The organism is Salinicoccus jeotgali (genome assembly GCF_055379195.1).
The window spans coordinates 1,749,427-1,766,979 of sequence record NZ_AP043830.1 but is presented as its reverse complement, the minus strand read 5'-3'; the positions used below and the strand labels follow the sequence as shown (position 1 = coordinate 1,766,979).

General features: G+C 44.7%; 15 protein-coding genes. 8 read left to right on the top strand and 7 right to left on the bottom strand.

The annotated features are described in order from the left end of the window. Positions 1-10 precede the first annotated feature (10 nt). From ACZ43I_RS09165 to ACZ43I_RS09155, 3 genes are all read left to right on the top strand, one after another. Positions 11-3,097, top strand: coding sequence for a type I restriction endonuclease subunit R (locus tag ACZ43I_RS09165; protein WP_344701738.1), 3,087 nt, complete (start codon positions 11-13; stop codon positions 3,095-3,097). A gap of 396 nt (positions 3,098-3,493) precedes the next feature. Further along, positions 3,494-4,054 (top strand): hypothetical protein, encoded by a 561-nt coding sequence (locus ACZ43I_RS09160; protein WP_344701736.1) that lies wholly within the window; start codon positions 3,494-3,496, stop codon positions 4,052-4,054. Between the two features lie 137 nt (positions 4,055-4,191). Beyond that, on the top strand, positions 4,192-4,542 hold the full coding sequence (locus tag ACZ43I_RS09155; RefSeq protein WP_344701734.1) for an ion channel: 351 nt from the start codon (positions 4,192-4,194) through the stop codon (positions 4,540-4,542). 99 nt (positions 4,543-4,641) lie between these two features. Here the strand turns inward: ACZ43I_RS09155 and cls are convergent, their stop codons facing one another. From cls to ACZ43I_RS09140, 3 genes are all read right to left on the bottom strand, one after another. Beyond that, positions 4,642-6,123: a cardiolipin synthase gene (gene cls, locus ACZ43I_RS09150; protein WP_344701733.1), complete on the bottom strand. Its 1,482-nt coding sequence runs from the start codon at positions 6,121-6,123 to the stop codon at positions 4,642-4,644. Positions 6,124-6,362: 239 nt separating this feature from the next. Next, positions 6,363-7,712, bottom strand: coding sequence for a dihydrolipoyl dehydrogenase family protein (locus ACZ43I_RS09145; RefSeq protein ID WP_344701732.1), 1,350 nt, complete (start codon positions 7,710-7,712; stop codon positions 6,363-6,365). A 96-nt stretch (positions 7,713-7,808) separates the two neighbouring features. Continuing rightward, entirely contained in the window at positions 7,809-8,318 is a 510-nt protein-coding gene (locus tag ACZ43I_RS09140; protein ID WP_344701731.1) for a cupin domain-containing protein, read from the bottom strand. 527 nt (positions 8,319-8,845) lie between these two features. Here ACZ43I_RS09140 and ACZ43I_RS09135 point away from each other — a divergent pair. From ACZ43I_RS09135 to ACZ43I_RS09125, 3 genes are all read left to right on the top strand, one after another. Beyond that, positions 8,846-10,984, top strand: a complete 2,139-nt coding sequence (locus ACZ43I_RS09135) for an LTA synthase family protein (RefSeq protein ID WP_344701730.1) — start codon at positions 8,846-8,848, stop codon at positions 10,982-10,984. A 94-nt stretch (positions 10,985-11,078) separates the two neighbouring features. After that, positions 11,079-11,249, top strand: a complete 171-nt coding sequence (locus tag ACZ43I_RS09130; protein WP_344701728.1) for a hypothetical protein — start codon at positions 11,079-11,081, stop codon at positions 11,247-11,249. A gap of 114 nt (positions 11,250-11,363) precedes the next feature. Then, complete coding sequence (locus tag ACZ43I_RS09125; RefSeq protein ID WP_344701726.1) at positions 11,364-11,459, top strand: type I toxin-antitoxin system Fst family toxin; 96 nt, start codon at positions 11,364-11,366, stop codon at positions 11,457-11,459. A gap of 174 nt (positions 11,460-11,633) precedes the next feature. Here the strand turns inward: ACZ43I_RS09125 and ACZ43I_RS09120 are convergent, their stop codons facing one another. Next, positions 11,634-12,104 carry a peptide-methionine (S)-S-oxide reductase gene (locus ACZ43I_RS09120; protein ID WP_344701724.1) on the bottom strand — a complete coding sequence of 157 codons (471 nt, stop codon included), beginning with the start codon at positions 12,102-12,104 and terminating at the stop codon, positions 11,634-11,636. Between the two features lie 91 nt (positions 12,105-12,195). Further along, on the bottom strand, positions 12,196-12,429 hold the full coding sequence (locus tag ACZ43I_RS09115) for a hypothetical protein (RefSeq protein WP_344701723.1): 234 nt from the start codon (positions 12,427-12,429) through the stop codon (positions 12,196-12,198). Positions 12,430-12,566: 137 nt separating this feature from the next. On the opposite strand from ACZ43I_RS09115, the gene ACZ43I_RS09110 reads away from it, so the two are divergent. After that, positions 12,567-13,973, top strand: a complete 1,407-nt coding sequence (locus ACZ43I_RS09110) for a sodium/glutamate symporter (protein WP_344701721.1) — start codon at positions 12,567-12,569, stop codon at positions 13,971-13,973. A gap of 103 nt (positions 13,974-14,076) precedes the next feature. On the opposite strand, the gene ACZ43I_RS09105 is transcribed toward ACZ43I_RS09110, so the two are convergent. Together ACZ43I_RS09105 and ACZ43I_RS09100 are read right to left on the bottom strand one after the other, a co-directional pair. After that, positions 14,077-15,060 (bottom strand): formamidase, encoded by a 984-nt coding sequence (locus ACZ43I_RS09105; protein ID WP_344701719.1) that lies wholly within the window; start codon positions 15,058-15,060, stop codon positions 14,077-14,079. A gap of 226 nt (positions 15,061-15,286) precedes the next feature. Continuing rightward, positions 15,287-16,396: a M24 family metallopeptidase gene (locus tag ACZ43I_RS09100; protein WP_344701717.1), complete on the bottom strand. Its 1,110-nt coding sequence runs from the start codon at positions 16,394-16,396 to the stop codon at positions 15,287-15,289. 123 nt (positions 16,397-16,519) lie between these two features. Between ACZ43I_RS09100 and ACZ43I_RS09095 the strand changes: the two genes are divergently transcribed. Then, positions 16,520-17,515, top strand: a complete 996-nt coding sequence (locus ACZ43I_RS09095; protein WP_344701715.1) for a proline racemase family protein — start codon at positions 16,520-16,522, stop codon at positions 17,513-17,515. Positions 17,516-17,553 lie beyond the last annotated feature (38 nt).

Sequence of the window (17,553 nt, the reverse complement as noted above, 5' to 3'; positions counted from 1 at the left end):
GAGGGATGACATGCGTAGGACAGGCAAAAATGCGTCAGAGCATAATTTCCAAGAGAAATTTGTGGCAGAGCTAAAAAAATTTAAGTGGATGGCACCAGACTCTTTAAACGGGAATAAACAAAGAGTCACTGTGGATGATCTAGTGGCGAATTGGCGTAACGAACTCAACCGTATTAATGCGGATCAGTTAGAGGGAGTGCCTTTGACTGATGATGAGTTCCAACAAGTGATGACCAAGGTGAATCAGATATCGAATAGTTTTGAAGCTTCAAAACTACTTGCGATGGAAGCTTCTAAAGGGAAGATTGATGGGATTTATCGGGATGCCCACGAGAATGTAACGAGAGAACAAATCACACTGACGATATTCAAAAAAGCTGAGGTGAGTGGGGGAGACTCAAGCTATAAAATTGCCCGTGAAGTCGAAAGTCCCAATGGCAATCGCTTCGATTTAATCCTGCTGATCAATGGACTGCCGCTTATTAATATTGAACAAAAGCGCTCTGATAAAACTTTGGACGAAGCGTTCAGACAATTTAAACGCTATTATCAAGATGGCGAATACACGCATAACTTCATGGTGTTTTCACAAATGATGGTGACGACTTCGGAAGTGGCAACACGCTATTTTGCGACGCCGAAGTCTATCCATGAATTTAATCCTGCCTTTGTCTTCCACTGGGCCGATAAAAACAATATACCAGTCAATGATTGGGAAGAGATCATCAGCCAATTTCTTATGATACCCATGGCTCATCAAATGGTCGGAGACTACCTGGTGATTGATGAATCACTAGAGGAGCACAATCAACGTCACATGCTCATGCGTCCTTATCAGGTTCATGCCCTGCAAGCTGTTGAAGCAGCGGCTTTTGGTTGGGATAATGACGAGGGGTTATCGCATGGAGGGTATGTTTGGCATACCACAGGATCTGGTAAAACCATCACAAGCTTTAAGACCGCTTTGTTTTTATCAACTCGCGGAGCATACGACAAGGTCGTTTTTTTGCTTGATCGGAGAGAGTTGGATCAACGTACGAGTGAGAATTTTAAAGCATATGCCGCTTATGAACCAGTCTCTGTAGACGACACCCAGCATACATATCAACTCAGAAAAACTCTGCATTCATCTGCCCGTGGCATTGTTGTCACAACCACGTACAAGTTGAACAACCTGGTAAATGAATTGATTGAGAATCAAAATGATAGGTTGAGCCAGAAAAGAATAGTATTCATCATTGACGAAGCGCATCGGACAACGATGGGAAGCATGATGGCTACAATCAAGAATTATTTTAAAAAGAATGGATTGTTCTTTGGATATACTGGCACGCCATTATATGAGGAAAATAAATCGACTGGAATGATTGACCAGCATAGTCAACTCATCGATACGACAGAAAAATTGTTTGGTCCCGAACTCCATAAGTACACGATAGATGAAGCAATTTCTGATGGTAATGTATTGGGGTTCCATGTGGATTATATCAATACAGGCGAATTTGAGAGTTACGAAAGTTTAAGGGATATGATAATTGAGGACGAGAAATTAAAAAAGCCAGATAGACAAGGCAAAGATATTGAACGTTCCGTCCAAGGACTATCTGAATTGCAGGTTGAAAAGGACGCCAGCAAAAGGAAAATATTACAGTATAACGATAAGACTCACATTCCAAGGGTAGTGACTGAAATCCTTTCTAATTGGGAAGGGCAATCACAAGGAAGAAAGTTCAACGCTATTTTAACAACCCGATCAAAAAAACATGCTATTAAATATTTCGAAGAATTTAAAAATCAAATGGAGCCTATGGACAGACCATTAAATATTGCGTTGACATTCAGTTTTGGTGGGGACGAAGAACGTAACCCTGTCGACCCTGATGTAGTGGATTGGATGTTTAATGACTATGCTTCTTTTACAGGGGTCAAATTCAGAAAAGATGATTTGCAGCATGGTGAAAAAGCTTATTACGAAGATGTCGTGACCCGTGGGAGTCGGGGAGGAAGCGGACGGAGTAGAAAAAATATTGATCTTCTGATTGTGGTAGAACAGCTTCTGACCGGATATGACTCCCAACTTTTAAACACGTTATATGTAGATCGGTCTCTTGAATTGCATGGACTGATTCAAGCCTATTCCCGAACAAATCGTGTTCATGGCCCTGACAAAGAATTTGGCTCGATTATAAACTTCCAGTACCCAAGGATTACAGAGGAGAAAGTTGACGAGGCACTGAGGCTTTATGGTACAGGTGGTACAAGCAGCAAAGCCATTGTCGACGACTACAAAACAGCTGTAGAAAAATTAAATATAGCAATGAGTGAAATGAAGACAAAGATGACCGATCCTACCACATGGCAAGAATTTCAAAATGATGAAGACGCCAAAAATGATTTTATAAAAGCATTTAAACAAGTCGCAAAACAAATGCAGGTGGTAGAACAGTACTATCAATTTGAATGGCGTAATGACGATTTTGGCATAGATGAAAATACATGGCTAAAATATATAGGCGCTTACAGGAACCTGGTTTTTGAGGAAGGGGAGCCTCCAGATGAGACAGAAGCTGTAACGCCCCTTCTTGGTAAGACAAAACTTGTGCGTACACAAGTTATTGATGCCAACCATATTCTTGAATTGATTGGTGAGAAGACCAAATCTTCTGAGGGTAGGCAACAAGTCGATGCTGAAACACTACGTATCATCTACCAACAGATTCAAGAATTAAGTGATTTAGGAGATTATGAAAAAGCTGAATTGATAAAAGAATTTGTCACAACAGAATTGGAACCAGGTCATGTACCGACAAATATAAGGTTTGATGAGGCATTTAATGAATGGAAGAATAACAAAAAGAAACAAGCAATCTATGAAATCTCCAAAAATTGGGGGATGGATTGGAATATTTTTGAGAAGTCGGTAGAAGAGTACTCAAAAACAAAGCCTGATGATGTGCCTTTTATTCATGAGATAACAAGAATGTCAGATTTTTCGAAAGCTGAACAGCCATTAGGAAAAAATCAATTACAGCATAATATGGAGTTAACGAAGGAACTTCCTAAAGTAATTCCCAAAATAAAAATGAAATATGATTGAATAGGCTACATTGATTGCTGATCAGAGTGATTTTTGAAAATATGTATTTTAATTATATTGTGACGACATCCTTAAAGAGGCCCTTTATTATAAAGGGTCTCTAAATTATTGATTTCCTATTGAATATCCGATAATGATACGTCCTTATTAATAAAAAGAAGAACTATTATAGCGGAAGGCTTCATTATAATCTAATATGTTATTATTTATGTGAATAACAACTTTATATTTAAAATGTTGGGAACTAAAAGGCGGAAGCACGGCTTCAGCAATAAGAAAAAGGATATAATGCTCTATAATGAAGAATATATCAGGTTCCACAAGAGTTGATGGATTTTGCTATAAACATGAGTGATTATGTGGAATTTATGTAATAAAACGAGGTGAGAATTAAAAATGGGAAAAAAAGACGAGTATTTTGCTTTGCTTTCTAAAACCTATAATGAAGCAGTAGAATTTCTGCTTGATAAATATGGTGCAGCAGAAGACGATTACTATAGAGAAAAATCGTATGGGCGATTCTTAAATGGAGAAATAAAAAGTATTGCAAAAGGGAAGTTTTCGAGATCGCTTGAGGGGTTAGAGTGTCATCACATTTCGGAAAACAAGTATTTAAATATGACAAATGGGGGATTCATAAGGAGACAAAATATACCTTTTGAATACCATAAAAAAGAAAACTTGGTGTTCTGTGATATTGTTGAACATGCTATACTACATACTTTAATTGCTAAAGAAACATCGTTAGAATTTGGATATCCAGGGTATAAAGAATTTTTAAGACCTAAAATAGCGGACTGGTATGTTAAAAAAGATATTCCTCAAAAAAGCAAATGGCATATCGCCTGTTACCATAAAGCTTATTTAACACCTGAGGAAGCGCTTGATTTATTAGAGGAAATGGACGGCATATTGTCAGTTGAACAAAAAGTAATTGATCAAGCTATGAGAAGATAAAAAATTAAGTTTTGCAAAGCATTTAATTATTAAATCATGATACATTATCATTTCCATCTCGCCAATCAACGCAAGAAGGTACTTACGTGTTTACTTTAACAGGGAACAGAAACTTAAAATGGAGATAATATAAAAATATGATTTCATTCTTTTTAACCGCATTACGCTTATTGAAAGCCATCGGCAAAGCATTCGCACGTCCGGCGTTTAAATCCTTATTGTTCACGCTCTTCCTGATTCTTTTGTCGGGGACATTATTTTATACTGGCGTAGAAGGGTGGGGCGTGTTGGATGCGATCTACTTTGGAGTGGTGAGTCTGGTGCCGAGCAGCGTGGATATAGGTATGGCACCCGTCACCAATTCAGGGAAGATATTCACCATGATGTACTTGGTGGTAGGGGTTGGCGTAATGGTCAGCATGCTTGGCATGATCGCCAAGGAAGTCATCGACTTTAAACCTGAGAAGAATAAAGACAATGTTAATTGATTGGATTTCTAAGTATATGAAAGCACCCCTAAAGTTGAGTTCTGACATTCAACTTCAGGGGTGCTTATTAATGTTATTAAGTTTTTTATAATCGTACTTCTAAAGTATTGGCGACACAAGCTGCGCGAATCCTTCTTTCACTTTGATCCAATTGCTGCGGGCTTTATATTTTTCTTCAGTGAGCAGAGTGGCATCCTGAATATCAGCTTCGTATATCTCACGGTAATGCTTGGCCTGTTCTTTATCATATATGAAGGCATTGACTTCAAAGTTCAATGAGAAGCTTCTGACGTCTACATTCGTTGTACCGATGCTGAGGACTTCATCATCCACCATAACGACCTTCTGGTGGTTGAAGCCTTTTTCATAAGTATGGACGGTTGCGCCCATTTTGACCAGTGTGCCGGCATTGGAATATGTTGCCCAATAGACGAAGGGATGGTCCGGGAAGCTTGGAATCATAAGGTGGACCTTGACCCCACTTAAAATGGCAATTTTCAATGCTTCGAAGAAGGCTTGGTCTGGGATGAAATAGGGTGTTTGGATATATATGGAGTCTTTAGCGCTGTGTATCATTTGCATATATCCATATTTAATCTGCTCCCATTCCTCATCAGGTCCACTGGTGACGATCTGGATCGGTTTTTCACCGTGGGAGGGTATTTCAGGGAAATAGCGATCTTCATTGTCTATGCGATCTCCGCCAGGCTGCGAATTCCAATCCAGGAGGAAACGAAGTTGAAGCGATCTGACCGCATTCCCCTGTAGTTTTAAATGCGTATCGCGCCAGAAGCCGAACTTCTTATCCCGTCCCAAATACTCATCGCCTACGTTGAATCCACCAACGTATCCGATCTTCCCATCAATCACGACAATCTTTCGGTGGTTACGGTTGTTCACACGTGGATTGATTAATGGAAATATGCTGGAGAAGAATGATTTGGCGTCCCCGCCTTCTTTTTTGAGCGTGCCAAAACTTTTTAGATTAAGGCCACGGGACCCCATGTCATCATAAAGGATTTTGACCGTGACGCCTTCCTTCTGCTTTTCGAGCAGCGCATCATAGAGCGTCTGGCCGATGCCATCCAATTTTAGGATATAGTATTGGAAGTGGATGTGGTCTGTTGCGTTGCGGATGTCTTCAAGCAGGGAATCGAATTTATCCCGGCCGTTTGTAAATGTCTGGATGCTGTTGTTCGTCGTCAGGAAGGACTGGTCGTTATAGAGCAGCATGTGGATCATCTGGTGATATTTTTTTGTGGTTTCGTTCGGAAACTTAAATGATCCATCCTCCAGGGATTCCAGTTGATTTTCAACAAGATGGGACATGCCCAATTTCTTATCTTCTGGAATGGCGAATATGCTTTTCCTGTATATGGTGCGGCCAAACAGCATGTACAGGATGAACCCTATGATGGGCAGGAAGAATAGAATCAGCAACCATGCCCAAAGGCTTTGTGCATTGCGCCGTTCAAGAAAGACAAGGCTGATCGCCAGCAGAATGTTTAAAATGATGATGACTGTAGTGATGATGCTGAGAATATAAGTATCAAATATATAATCGAAGAAAAACCAGTCCATTTATCCACCTCGTAATCATTTTGATGTCACTGAAATCCTCTGCGCATTATATCATAATAAACTGTAGAAGAAACTGCATAGTGCATCGAAAGCGATGGCGTCACGTCTCAATCAACTGGAAGATAAGAAGCAGCTGGTTAATCTGCAGAAATAAAAAACAAATCTCCCCTAATCTACAAAGGTAGGTTGGGGGAGATTCATGTTTGATGATTTTTTTATATTGGAACAGATTCAGTTTTTTAAAGCATGGAACCGAGATCAGAAGCAGCGGTAGGATAGGCATACGTCATCTGTTTAAGGTCCTCTGTCTTCAGCTTGAACTGGATCGCTGTGGCGAAATGATTGATGAGTTCATCCGCTTCCCGGCTGAGCAGGTGGGCGCCGAGCACCTGATCGGAATCTTCATCGATGATGATTTTAACCATTGCGTACCTTTCATTTGTCCGCTTGTAGGTGTACCATTCCGAAGTATCAATTTTATTGACTCTGACGTTGTACCCTTGTTCTCTGGCCGCTTCTTCCGATAACCCTACTGCCGAGAGTTTGGGCAGTGAAAATACAACACTTGGCATCACGTCGTAGTTTGGTGTGCGCTGATTGCCGCCGAGTAGATTGGCAGTCACGACTTGTGCTTCCATGGAGGCGACCGGAGTCAAGGGCAGCCCTTTTGTCGCGGCTGCATCTCCCGCTGCATACACGCGGGGGTTGCTGACACTCTGTAGATATTCATTGACGGAGACGCCTTTTTTCTCCCAATCCACATTTCCCTTTTCAAGGTTCAAATCATCGATTTCAGGGACACGGCCTGCGCCATGGACGACGAGATCGCCGTCCAGTTTGAAGGATTCGTCCTCTTTAATGCCTTCGACCGTAAAGGCCGCCCCTGTCTTTTCAATGGATTTGACTTCTGTGTCCAGGTGGATCTGAATACCGTTTTCTTCAGAACTTTTCACCAGCAGGTCGACAAGCTCCGGATCAAAGTTCTTAAGTGGCTGCGCCCCACGTTGGATGATGTGCACTTCAGCGCCGGCACGGGCTGCGATGTGGGCGAATTCGAATGAGATATATCCGCCACCGACAAAAATTATTTTTTCAGGCAAGGCATCGAGTTCCAGAAACTCATCACTGTATGTCAGATGCTCAATCCCTTCGATTGGCAGCTCGACCGGCTTTGCACCGCTCGCAATCAGAATGTGCTTGCCTGTAAGCTGATCTTCTCCAACTTGAATCGTTTCTTCATCTGCAAATGATGCCCGTCCATGGAACGTATGGATCCCTGCCTTATGCAGCTTCTTGACTGTTCCGTCGGGCACCGGTTCTGTAAATGTCCGCTTGAACGCCATCAGTTCGGACCAGTTGATGGTTGCACCGGGCACCACGCCTTTGCTGCTCATTCGTTCCACACCGTCAATCATCTCTGCCGCCCCTACCAGAACTTTTTTTGGATCGCATCCTCTTAAAGGACAAGTGCCTCCGTAGGGCCGAGAATCTATCATGGCCACTTCCCATCCCGCTTCCCTGCATTTCATTGCTGTAGAGGATGCAGCGGGCCCTGTACCGACTACCACCAAATCAAAATTCGTTTTCATTATCAGACAGCTCCTATTCGTTTTAAATGATTTCCTACACATCTTCTCTAAAATCAGGGTGTTTAAACTTATATGCCTTCTATTTTCAAATCGGCATCATCGTATCCAATGGTCAAAGAGTGGACCGTCCTGGCCGAATACGGGATCGTCATCGGGGAGTGGGACGTGTGCGATATTGTTGATTGTTTCAGGCCTTTCTTCCTGTTTACCGTAGCACATATCAAAATCGGCACCGCCCGGATAGGCGCCGTAGTTGGCATAGTCATCACTTGCTTTGATTCTTTTATGGCCATAGCCGGCTGGCAGGATGATGACGTCGCCTTTCTCCGCTTCAATCGTTTCACCTTGCGCACCGCCCAACTGCAGTGTGGCAGAACCTTCTTTGACCGCAAGCACTTCATGGGTGTTGCTGTGGTAGTGGTGGAAAGGGTGGACGGACCCGAGCCACTCCCCGGACCAATCATTGGAGTTAAGTGTGGCGGGAATGTCATCACCATCTTCAAATACGCTCTTATAGATCAACAGGGGAAAGGTGGGGTGGTTGGGTATCTTGCCATCGTCTTCTAACTTTATCGGAATGACTTCAATAGCTTCAGCACGTTTCATCTTCATCCCTCCATATACTGATTACTATCCTTTTACCGCTTCTGTCTGAAAATACCCCTTTCCTTTATCTATCAATCCATTTCACAGTATTCCATGCACCAGTCGCGCTAATTTATTATTGTCGTGCCAAGCGACTGACTCGTAGAAATCGCTGTTGGTAAACAGGTAAGTTTTGCTTAAAAACCACATTTTGTTATATAATAAAGAGTATTGATAAAGTCTGTTCAATATTTGTAAAATTCTGATATTTTAGCGAAACGAATGAAATCATCTATAGAGACTCTACATAAGGGATAATGCTTCGTTGAAGTGGATGAAGTAACTGTCCATATATTGGCGTTAAGTTATCGCAACTCTTGATATTAAAGCGTTTCAACTTTATTTAGTGCCCGTCATCACCCCCTCGACGTTATTTGCGGGATAATCTTATATTCTACTCTATCTTAATTCGCTATGGATCATCTGTATAGAACCTTTATGATTCATTGGAGGTTAAGGGACAAGGTAGAGAATGAGGAAGTGAAAACATGTCAAACATAAAAGAGTTATTGAATAGACGCTATGGATATTTCATCCTATTCCTTTTTCTATTCTGGTTGAAAACATACATGGCTTACTGGATTGAATTCAGTCTGGGCGTATCCGGTATATTCGAACACATCATTTTGTTCATCAACCCGATTGCGACGGGCGTCATATTGTTGTCCATCGCACTATTTTTCAACAATCCTGTGTTAAGGAAATGGGCAATGTTCACAATATTACTGTTCATGTCCATATTATTATATGCGAACATACTATATTACAGGGAATTCGCTGACTTTCTGACGTTTAACATCGTATCGGGCACCAACAATGTGACCGGCGCCTTATTCACTTCCACATTTGAAATGATGCGGGTCTGGGACGTGTTATATTGGGTCGATCTCATGTTGTTTGGCTATCTATTCTTCTATAAAAAGGAGACACCGCTCGCTGAAGATAGGAAAGAATATAAGAGGCGTACTAAAGCCTTCGTTACATTAGTGGGTGTCCTACTTTTGGCAGGGAACCTGATATTGGCGGAAATTGATCGCCCTCAATTATTAACGCGCACTTTTGACAGGAATTATATCGTTAAATACTTAGGCTTGAATTTCTTTACCGGTTATGATGTTTTCCAAGCATCGCAAAAAAGCCAAATGCGAGTGAGTGCCGACGAGTCAGATTTAGCGAAGGTGTTTAACTTTTCGGCCGAAAATCATGCAGCGCCAAACCCAGAATATTTTGGGGCGGCAGAGGGCCGTAATGTTATTATGATTGGATTGGAAAGTGTGCAGCAGTTTTTAATTGATTACGAGCTGGAAGATGAATATGGTGAAACTCACGAAGTCATGCCATTCCTTTCGAGTCTATATGACAATGAGGCCTCATATAGTTTTGAGAACTTTTTCCATCAGACTGGCCAAGGCAAGTCATCAGACGCTGAAGTTTTAGGGGAGTTGTCATTGTATGGTCTTCCTCAAGGCAGTATGTTTCAATCATTGGGATCCACAAATACATTCCATTCAGCGCCAAATATTCTAGCGCAGCATGGGGGCTACACCTCAGCTGCTTTTCACGGAAACGTCGGCTCTTTTTGGAACAGGACGGATACTTACCAAAGTTTCGGCTATGACTTCTTCTTTGATTCCGAGTTTTATGATGTGTCCGGAGACAGATCAATGGAATATGGCTTGAAAGATAAATTATTTTTCCATGATTCGGTGGAGTATCTTGAACAGTTGCCTCAACCATTCTACTCCAAGTTCCTTACCGTCTCTCATCACTTCCCTTATCCACTGGACGAGGAAAATGTGGAGTTTCCAGCTGCCCAAACCGAGGATGGCACAATCAACAATTATTTCGTTACAGCACATTATGCTGACCAGGCTTTGGAGGAATTTTTCAATTACTTGAAGTCAAGCGGCTTATATGAGGATTCGATCATCGTCATGTATGGTGACCATTATGGTATTTCCGAGATGAGAAACCCGGCATTGGCACCTTTAGTGGGTGAAGATCCGCAGGAGTGGAATCAATACCATGATACTCAAATGCAAAGAGTGCCGTTCATTATGCATGTCCCCGGCGTTGAAAATGGTGAAGTGTTCGACACATACAGTGGTCAGGTGGACATGCTTCCAACCTTAATGCATCTACTCGGCATGAAAACAGATGGCTATCTATTTATGGGACAGGATATTTTATCAGAAGAACACGATAATACCGTCCCACTCAGAGATGGACGTGTGGTGACGCCGGAATATACTTTCTTAGGAGAGGATATCTATGATACAGAGACAGGGGAGGCGCTGCAGGATCAATTAACCGAAGAAGAATTGGAAGAGCTTTATCGCTATAGAGATAATGCGAGAGAAGAATTAAGCCATTCCGACGAAGTTCTGATGAAAGATCTTCTGCGTTTCTATAACCCTGAACCTCTGGATGGATTGAAAGAAATCGATTATTTATACCGTGATCAATTAGAGATCCTCGAAGAGCATCCAGAGAAAGACACGAGCCTGATTGAACAAAATGGTGGGGGATCGAGCATGGAACTATATGAAACAGATGCACCGGAGCTTGAAGGATCAGGAAGTGGTGCACCATATGACGGGTATAATCCACCCAGTCCACCGGAATGAATCAGGTCAAAACTAAATAAGAATATTGGAGATTAAAACACTATATATTTATATTTAAAGGCCCCTTCAGAAAAGTATCTGAAGGGGTTTTTATATGGCATCATCATTTCTCATATCATACGACTCGAACGTTAATGACACGAGTGAAGCATTGGAGTCATTCGTCGAAGCCTATGAAGGGACAGTCATCCTGACTTTGCATGATAAGTATTTTGTGGAAAGGACGGCGGATATCGTGTACCGGACTGAAGAGGGGAAGGCTTAAAATTGTAGATTGGATAGTATCCGGCATCAATAAGGAAAGGGTGTATCTATGATAAAATGATGGCAGTCATCTGGTCCACTTCCGTGCTGTGGCAGCATGGAAGGAGGTGAAGTCATGTACAGCACCCTATTTGAAGTTTTGGTTGCACCTGTCATGACAGGTGTAGCCCTCACGTTGTTCGCCTATTGGCTCGAGAATCGTGATGACTGACCAGATGACGCAGTCAATACACCAAATAAAACCCCCAATCTACTGGCATAGATTGGGGGTTCGGTGTTTCATGTACAGCATCCTATTTGTTAATTGTATTATAACACTATTACCTTCGGGAATCCAGTGCAATGGGGAGGAGGGGCAGGGCTCCACTAGTAATGACAGTGGCGCTCATCGGTACTTCATCAATAATTCCTTCGGGATATGGCAATAGTCATCGGGGCATCTATCCAGACGGTCCTGATGCTCCTCTCTACTTCTTACATAGTTGGTGAGGGGGAGGACTTCGACGGCGATTTTCGCGTGATCCTCCCTCTGCTTTATGAAGGCGTTCGCTGCTTCCAGATGCACTGGATCTTCGCTATATAATCCGGTCCGGTATTTTCTGCCGACATCTTCCCCCTGACGGTCCACACTGTACGGGTCGATGACCTCGAACAGGTGGCGCATCAATCGATCGACGGAGATGACTGCTGGATCAAATTCTGTCTTCACGCACTCGGCGTAGCCGTCATAGGCGCCTTCGAGTGTGTCGCTCGTGCCGTTGGCCCGCCCGGCCTCTGTCGCTTTGACGCCTGGCAGGGTCTTGATGAAAGCCTGGACGCCCCATAGGCATCCGCCGGCTAAGTATATGGTCTCCATATCAACTTCTCCTTTCAAAAACTTGAACACTTTTCTCAGAAACTCCGGGGTGAGTGGGCTGCCGAATCGAAATAGACGCTCAGCGCTCTTATCAATCTGATCGCGCCACAAATGATGCTGGTGCTCCTCGAGGAGGAGACGGGCTCCAGCTTACTGCTCGATCCTCCTGGTTGTAGCCATGCACCATCTTCTCGAGCAGGTCGAGGACGATGATGAGTTTGAAGTCCGCAATGCACTGGTCATATATGGACGTCGGGTTTTCCTCTAGGAAAGCCTCCTCGAAATTTTCAGGGTCGATTTTGCGGTTGTACCGATTATTACTCATATACCCATCCATTTTGTCATTGGTTTCACGTTTCCATAATATCATTGTCGGGAAGAGGAGGATAATAATAGCTATTGTTTACAAAAGGTAATATGCGATGATTATACTTTTTTTAGTTTATTGGGAGGAGTGTAAATATGAGTCCGGAACATATCGGATTTGCGCTGCTTTGTCTAGGGATTTTCCTCCTCATCGGAAAATGGATCCGGATGCGCGTGGAATTGATGCAGAATCTTTTCCTCCCGGCGTCCGTCATTGGAGGGTTCGTCGCACTGTTTTTAGGACCAGGAGTACTGGGGCGGATCGCTGGAAATTTTGTCGGGGAGGATTCGTTCTGGACAACCGGGATATTAACTGAAGAAATTATGGAAGTCTGGTCGTCACTTCCAGGTCTTATGATTAATATCGTGTTTGCAACGCTGTTCATCGGCACAGTTTTACCCAATGTTAAGAGAATATGGAATGTCGGTGGGCCACAACTGGCATTCGGCTGGACCTTGGGTTGGGGTCAGTATGTCATTGGTCTGCTGCTGACAATTCTCATATTAGTGCCGTTTTATGATTTGCCGCCGTTTGTCGGTGCGCTTGTTGAAATCGGCTTTGAGGGCGGCCACGGTACAGCGGCCGGCCTACAGGAGACTTTCGCAGAACTCGGGTTCCCTGAAGCCTATGACCTCGCTGTCGGGATGGCCACCGTCGGTATTCTGAGTGGGGTAATTTTCGGTATTGTCCTAATCAACTGGGGTGTCCGTTGGAACAAGACGGAAATCATCAGTAATGTAAAAGGAATGTCAGCTACGAAGAAAGCAGGTATCGTTGAGGAGGAAGATCGTGGTTCCGGTCCTGAAAAGACGGTACGCGCCGAATCTATTGAAACACTTACATTTCATTTTGCGATAGTGGGCCTTGCCATCTTTATCGGTTACCTTCTTCTTGAAGGCCTTAAATGGCTGGAAGCTGCCTCATTCGGCTCGAACTTTATGACATATGTCCCGCTGTTCCCGCTGGCGATGTTCGGGGGATTGGCTGTTCAATTCTTCGTGGACAAATACGATACAGCCCGTCTTGTAGATAGACAGATGATTACAACTATACAAGGATTTGCCCTTGATATCCTCATCACCAGTGCGATTGCGACTGTTTCCTTGGCTGTGCTGGGTGAGTATCTGGTGCCATTTCTGTTGCTGGCGTTATTCGGCATCGTATGGAATGTCTTCGGATTCTTTGTATTCGGTCCAAGGATGCTGCCGGACTATTGGCTGGAGCGAGCCATCGGTGACTTTGGTCAGTCGACCGGGGTGACAGCCACCGGCCTGATGCTGGTCCGTGTGGCCGACCCCGAGACGGAATCGCCTGCCCTTGAAGGTTTTGGCTACAAGCAGCTGGTCTTTGAACCATTCCTTGGCGGTGGGCTCGTCACTGCGCTATCCGCACCGCTCATCTTCCAGTTCGGCCCGATCCCTTTCCTTATATTTGCTTCAGCCATGCTGCTGATCGGGTTGCTTGCTGGTCTCCTTTATTTCGGGAAGAAGAGGGCGGAATAATCATTGCTTATAAAGAAGTGGTGAATCAAATTACCGAGAAAAGAACCGCTGGTCTAAATGGACCAGTGGTTTTGTTGTGCCGTTGATGGTGTTGTATTGAAACCTACTTCTTCCTTGGTGCAGGGAACCCATAATCCTGACCATCTGTATGGACGATGTCGTCTTCCCAAGGCAATCTGTAAGTACCGTTTTGAAGGTCCGTCATATAAGTGTAGGGCGCGTCGGTGACGCCACCTTCGACCGCAACATAACCGCGGTGGCCCAACTGATACATATTATTTTCCAAAGCCCAATGCGTCCGCGCTTCACGGACCAGGTCCGGCCTGACTTCGCCGGTGATGATCTCATCAGGGCGGTTGCTGCCTTCGACCATCGGCACGCCGTCGAAGTTGACGATCATGCCTTCGCCCATGGAATCGTTCGTTCCATCACTGCCGCACATGGCGACTGAAGCGGTGTAGGCCAAGTTGCAGAAGGCGTTGGATTGGTTGGTGATGCGCCACGAATGGTGGATGGGTGCAGTATAGCCAGCCGTTCTAAGTATGATGTCGGCGCCTTTATAGGCAAGTTCGCGGGTGACTTCAGGGAACATGCCGTCATGGCATATTGCCAGACCGAGTGTGGAACTGTTCGGCCCTTCGCATACAGGCAGGCCGAGGTCACCTGGTTCCCATGGTTCTACAGGCACCCATGGGTGCAGTTTGCGGAAATTCAGTTTGATCTCGCCTTTATCGTCGATGATCAATCCTGTGTTGTAGGGATTGCCGTTGGGGTTATATTCCATGATGGAGAAGCAGCCCCATATTTCGTTTTCCTTGCAGACATCCTTAAACGCCTGGACTTCCGGGCCGTCAATATCGCACATGATCGCGTCGTCCATGCTCATGGACAAACCGTGCAGCATGTATTCCGGGAAGACGACGATATCAGTTGGGGCGGTGAACCGCTTCGCCTTACGCACCATCTCACATACCTTTTCCGTCTGTGCTTTCAAGTCCTCTTTAGTTTCGGTTACAGGCAACTGTAGCTGTACAAGCCCGATTCCCACACCATTTGGTGATTTGTTCAATCCACCTAATCCACTCATCAATTTCCACTCCTTTTGTTCATACTAGTATCAGAATGCATGTAAAATGTTCTATCGCTCCATTATATTTTAAAATTCAGATTATTTAAAGTGATTACATAAACTACTTAATAATGGATGCTGATCGTCTTCACACTAATGGATTAATGGTGGAGTAGATAAAAAACTGTCCGATATTAAAATATATCGGACAGGGGCAGTCAGTTATTTATTTGTTGAGATAGCATTAGATTTTTATCGTCTGCAATTCCGTCGGGAAAGTGGTGAGGACTTCCGCTTCTCCGGCTTCGTTGATGTACACTTCTTCCTCTATGCGGACACCGCCATAGCCGGGGATGTAGATGCCAGGCTCGATGGTGAACAGCATGCCGGGTTTAGCGACATCTTCGTTCAAGTGATGGATGGACGGCGCTTCATGGACTTCGATGCCGAGGCCGTGTCCAACGCGGTTATTGAAGTATTCGCCGTAGCCGTGGGACTCGATGACGCTGCGCGCTGCGATGTCGAATTCCTTGAGTGGTACGCCAGCTTTGACGGCGTCGACACCGGCTTCTGTGGCAGCTTTGACGATATTGTAGATATCATTCTGTTTGTCGGTCGCTTCACCGATGATGAAGGTGCGTGTGATGTCCGAGCAGTAGCGGTCATGGGTGATGACACCGAAATCGATGAGCAGGAAATCACCGTTTTCGAGCGTTCTGTCACCCGGGGTACCGTGCGGCAGTGCGGCCTTTTCGCCGGCCAGGACCATGGTGGAGAATGATGGGCCGGCGGCGCCATGGACTTTCATCAAGTATTCGAATTGGGCGACAAGCTGGGCTTCGGTCATGCCGGCCTTGATGGTCTTGAGGCCTTCTTTGAGCACGGTTTCAATGATGCGCACCGCTTCTTTCATGCCGTCCACATCCTCACGGCTCTTGAATGTCCGCTGCAGATTCAGTGCTTCCTGGATATCGGTGAAGCGTGCTTCGGGGAAGACACTTTTCAGTCCATTGTGATGGGCGACAGTGACGACATTCGTCTCGATTCCCATTGTCTTCACGTCACTTTTGATGGTGGCTTTTATGAGGGCGAATGGATCTTCCTCATCGGAAATCGGGATGATGTGGTCGGCATCCGCAACTTCCGCTGCATCCTTATCGAGTGCCGGAAGGAAAAGGTGTGTCTCTTTACTTTCTACATCGATGAAGAGCGACATGTAGCGCTCGTGGGGGTCGGCAAAGAAGCCGGTCATATAATAGATGTTTGACGGATCGGTGATGAGTGCAGCATCAACCGCCTGCTCTTTAAGATTGGAAATCAGTGCATCTTTTCTGGATGTATAATCGATGGTCATAGTAGTAGTCCTCCAAAATTTTGGTTCTTTCCAGTATATCGAAAAGCAGGCAATGCGTCTAACCGGAAAATTATGGCACGGAAATTTCTTTATATTCTAAAACAAGAAAAGGGAGGGAATGAAGTGAATTACAAAAAAATGATCAATACCATCGACATGCATGTGGCAGGAGAACCGCTTCGGATCATCATGAGCGGGTTGCCAACCATTAAAGGAGAGACACAGCTGGAACGCCGTGCCTACTGCATGGAAAATCTTGACGGTATCCGAAAGTTTTTGATGAATGAACCAAGGGGGCATGAAGGGATGTACGGCTGCATCATTACACCCCCGGCACAGGAAGATTCCGATTTCGGCGTGCTATTCATGCATAACGAGGGATGGAGCACGATGTGCGGGCACGGCATTATTGCGGTCGTCACTGTGATGATCGAGACGGGCGCCTTCGGGGACAATTCCGATAAGAGAAGGTTTGTGATAGACAGCCCGGCAGGAAAAGTCATTGCCCATGCGCAATATGACGTGGATGAAGAACTTTTGGTTACATTTGAAAACGTCCCTTCATTCGTCTATCTGGAAGATATCACTCTGGATGTTGAGGGGAAGCAGCTGAACGCCGATGTGGTTTTTGGCGGCGCGTTTTATGTGTTTCTTAACAATCGACTTCTGAATTTGCCACAAAAACATGAACATCTGGCTGAATTCAAGGAGTGGGGCGCCATGATCAAAGCGGCGGTCGAGAAGCAATACACCATCCGACACCCACTTGAAGCAGGCTTGAATGGCATCTATGGCGTCATCTTTTCGGAAGAGTCGAAAGAAGGCACATGGCAGAACATCACAATCTTTGCAGATAGACAGATCGACCGGTCCCCGTGCGGTACGGGCACGAGTGCGAAAGCCGCCCAACTCTTTAATGATTCAACCATCGGGGCAGGGGACACGTTCATGAACCGGAGCATCACCGGCGGGATTTTCAAAGGAGAGGTGACCACTGAAATGGAAGTGGGCGAGTACGAAGCGGTCATTGCGAAAGTGTCCGGAAGGGCCAATATAACTGGCTTCCACACTTTTATATTGGAACCGTCAGACGGGATGCCTGAAGGGTTTCTGTTATAGCTTGGTGAGAGATCGGCTCACGCAACAAAATAATCAGT

Bases quoted from the DNA above. Each gene is read 5' to 3' on its own strand.
- ACZ43I_RS09145 (WP_344701732.1), bottom strand. From the start codon at position 7,712: ATGAAAACGAATTTTGATTTGGTGGTAGTCGGTACAGGGCCCGCTGCA.
- ACZ43I_RS09120 (WP_344701724.1), bottom strand. From the start codon at position 12,104: ATGGAGACCATATACTTAGCCGGCGGATGCCTATGGGGCGTCCAGGCT.
- ACZ43I_RS09115 (WP_344701723.1), bottom strand. From the start codon at position 12,429: ATGAGTAATAATCGGTACAACCGCAAAATCGACCCTGAAAATTTCGAG.
- ACZ43I_RS09100 (WP_344701717.1), bottom strand. From the start codon at position 16,396: ATGACCATCGATTATACATCCAGAAAAGATGCACTGATTTCCAATCTT.
- ACZ43I_RS09160 (WP_344701736.1), top strand. From the start codon at position 3,494: ATGGGAAAAAAAGACGAGTATTTTGCTTTGCTTTCTAAAACCTATAAT.
- ACZ43I_RS09125 (WP_344701726.1), top strand. From the start codon at position 11,364: ATGTACAGCACCCTATTTGAAGTTTTGGTTGCACCTGTCATGACAGGT.
- ACZ43I_RS09155 (WP_344701734.1), top strand. From the start codon at position 4,192: ATGATTTCATTCTTTTTAACCGCATTACGCTTATTGAAAGCCATCGGC.
- ACZ43I_RS09130 (WP_344701728.1), top strand. From the start codon at position 11,079: ATGGCATCATCATTTCTCATATCATACGACTCGAACGTTAATGACACG.
- ACZ43I_RS09135 (WP_344701730.1), top strand. From the start codon at position 8,846: ATGTCAAACATAAAAGAGTTATTGAATAGACGCTATGGATATTTCATC.
- ACZ43I_RS09140 (WP_344701731.1), bottom strand. From the start codon at position 8,318: ATGAAACGTGCTGAAGCTATTGAAGTCATTCCGATAAAGTTAGAAGAC.
- ACZ43I_RS09110 (WP_344701721.1), top strand. From the start codon at position 12,567: ATGAGTCCGGAACATATCGGATTTGCGCTGCTTTGTCTAGGGATTTTC.
- cls (WP_344701733.1), bottom strand. From the start codon at position 6,123: ATGGACTGGTTTTTCTTCGATTATATATTTGATACTTATATTCTCAGC.
- ACZ43I_RS09105 (WP_344701719.1), bottom strand. From the start codon at position 15,060: ATGAGTGGATTAGGTGGATTGAACAAATCACCAAATGGTGTGGGAATC.
- ACZ43I_RS09165 (WP_344701738.1), top strand. From the start codon at position 11: ATGCGTAGGACAGGCAAAAATGCGTCAGAGCATAATTTCCAAGAGAAA.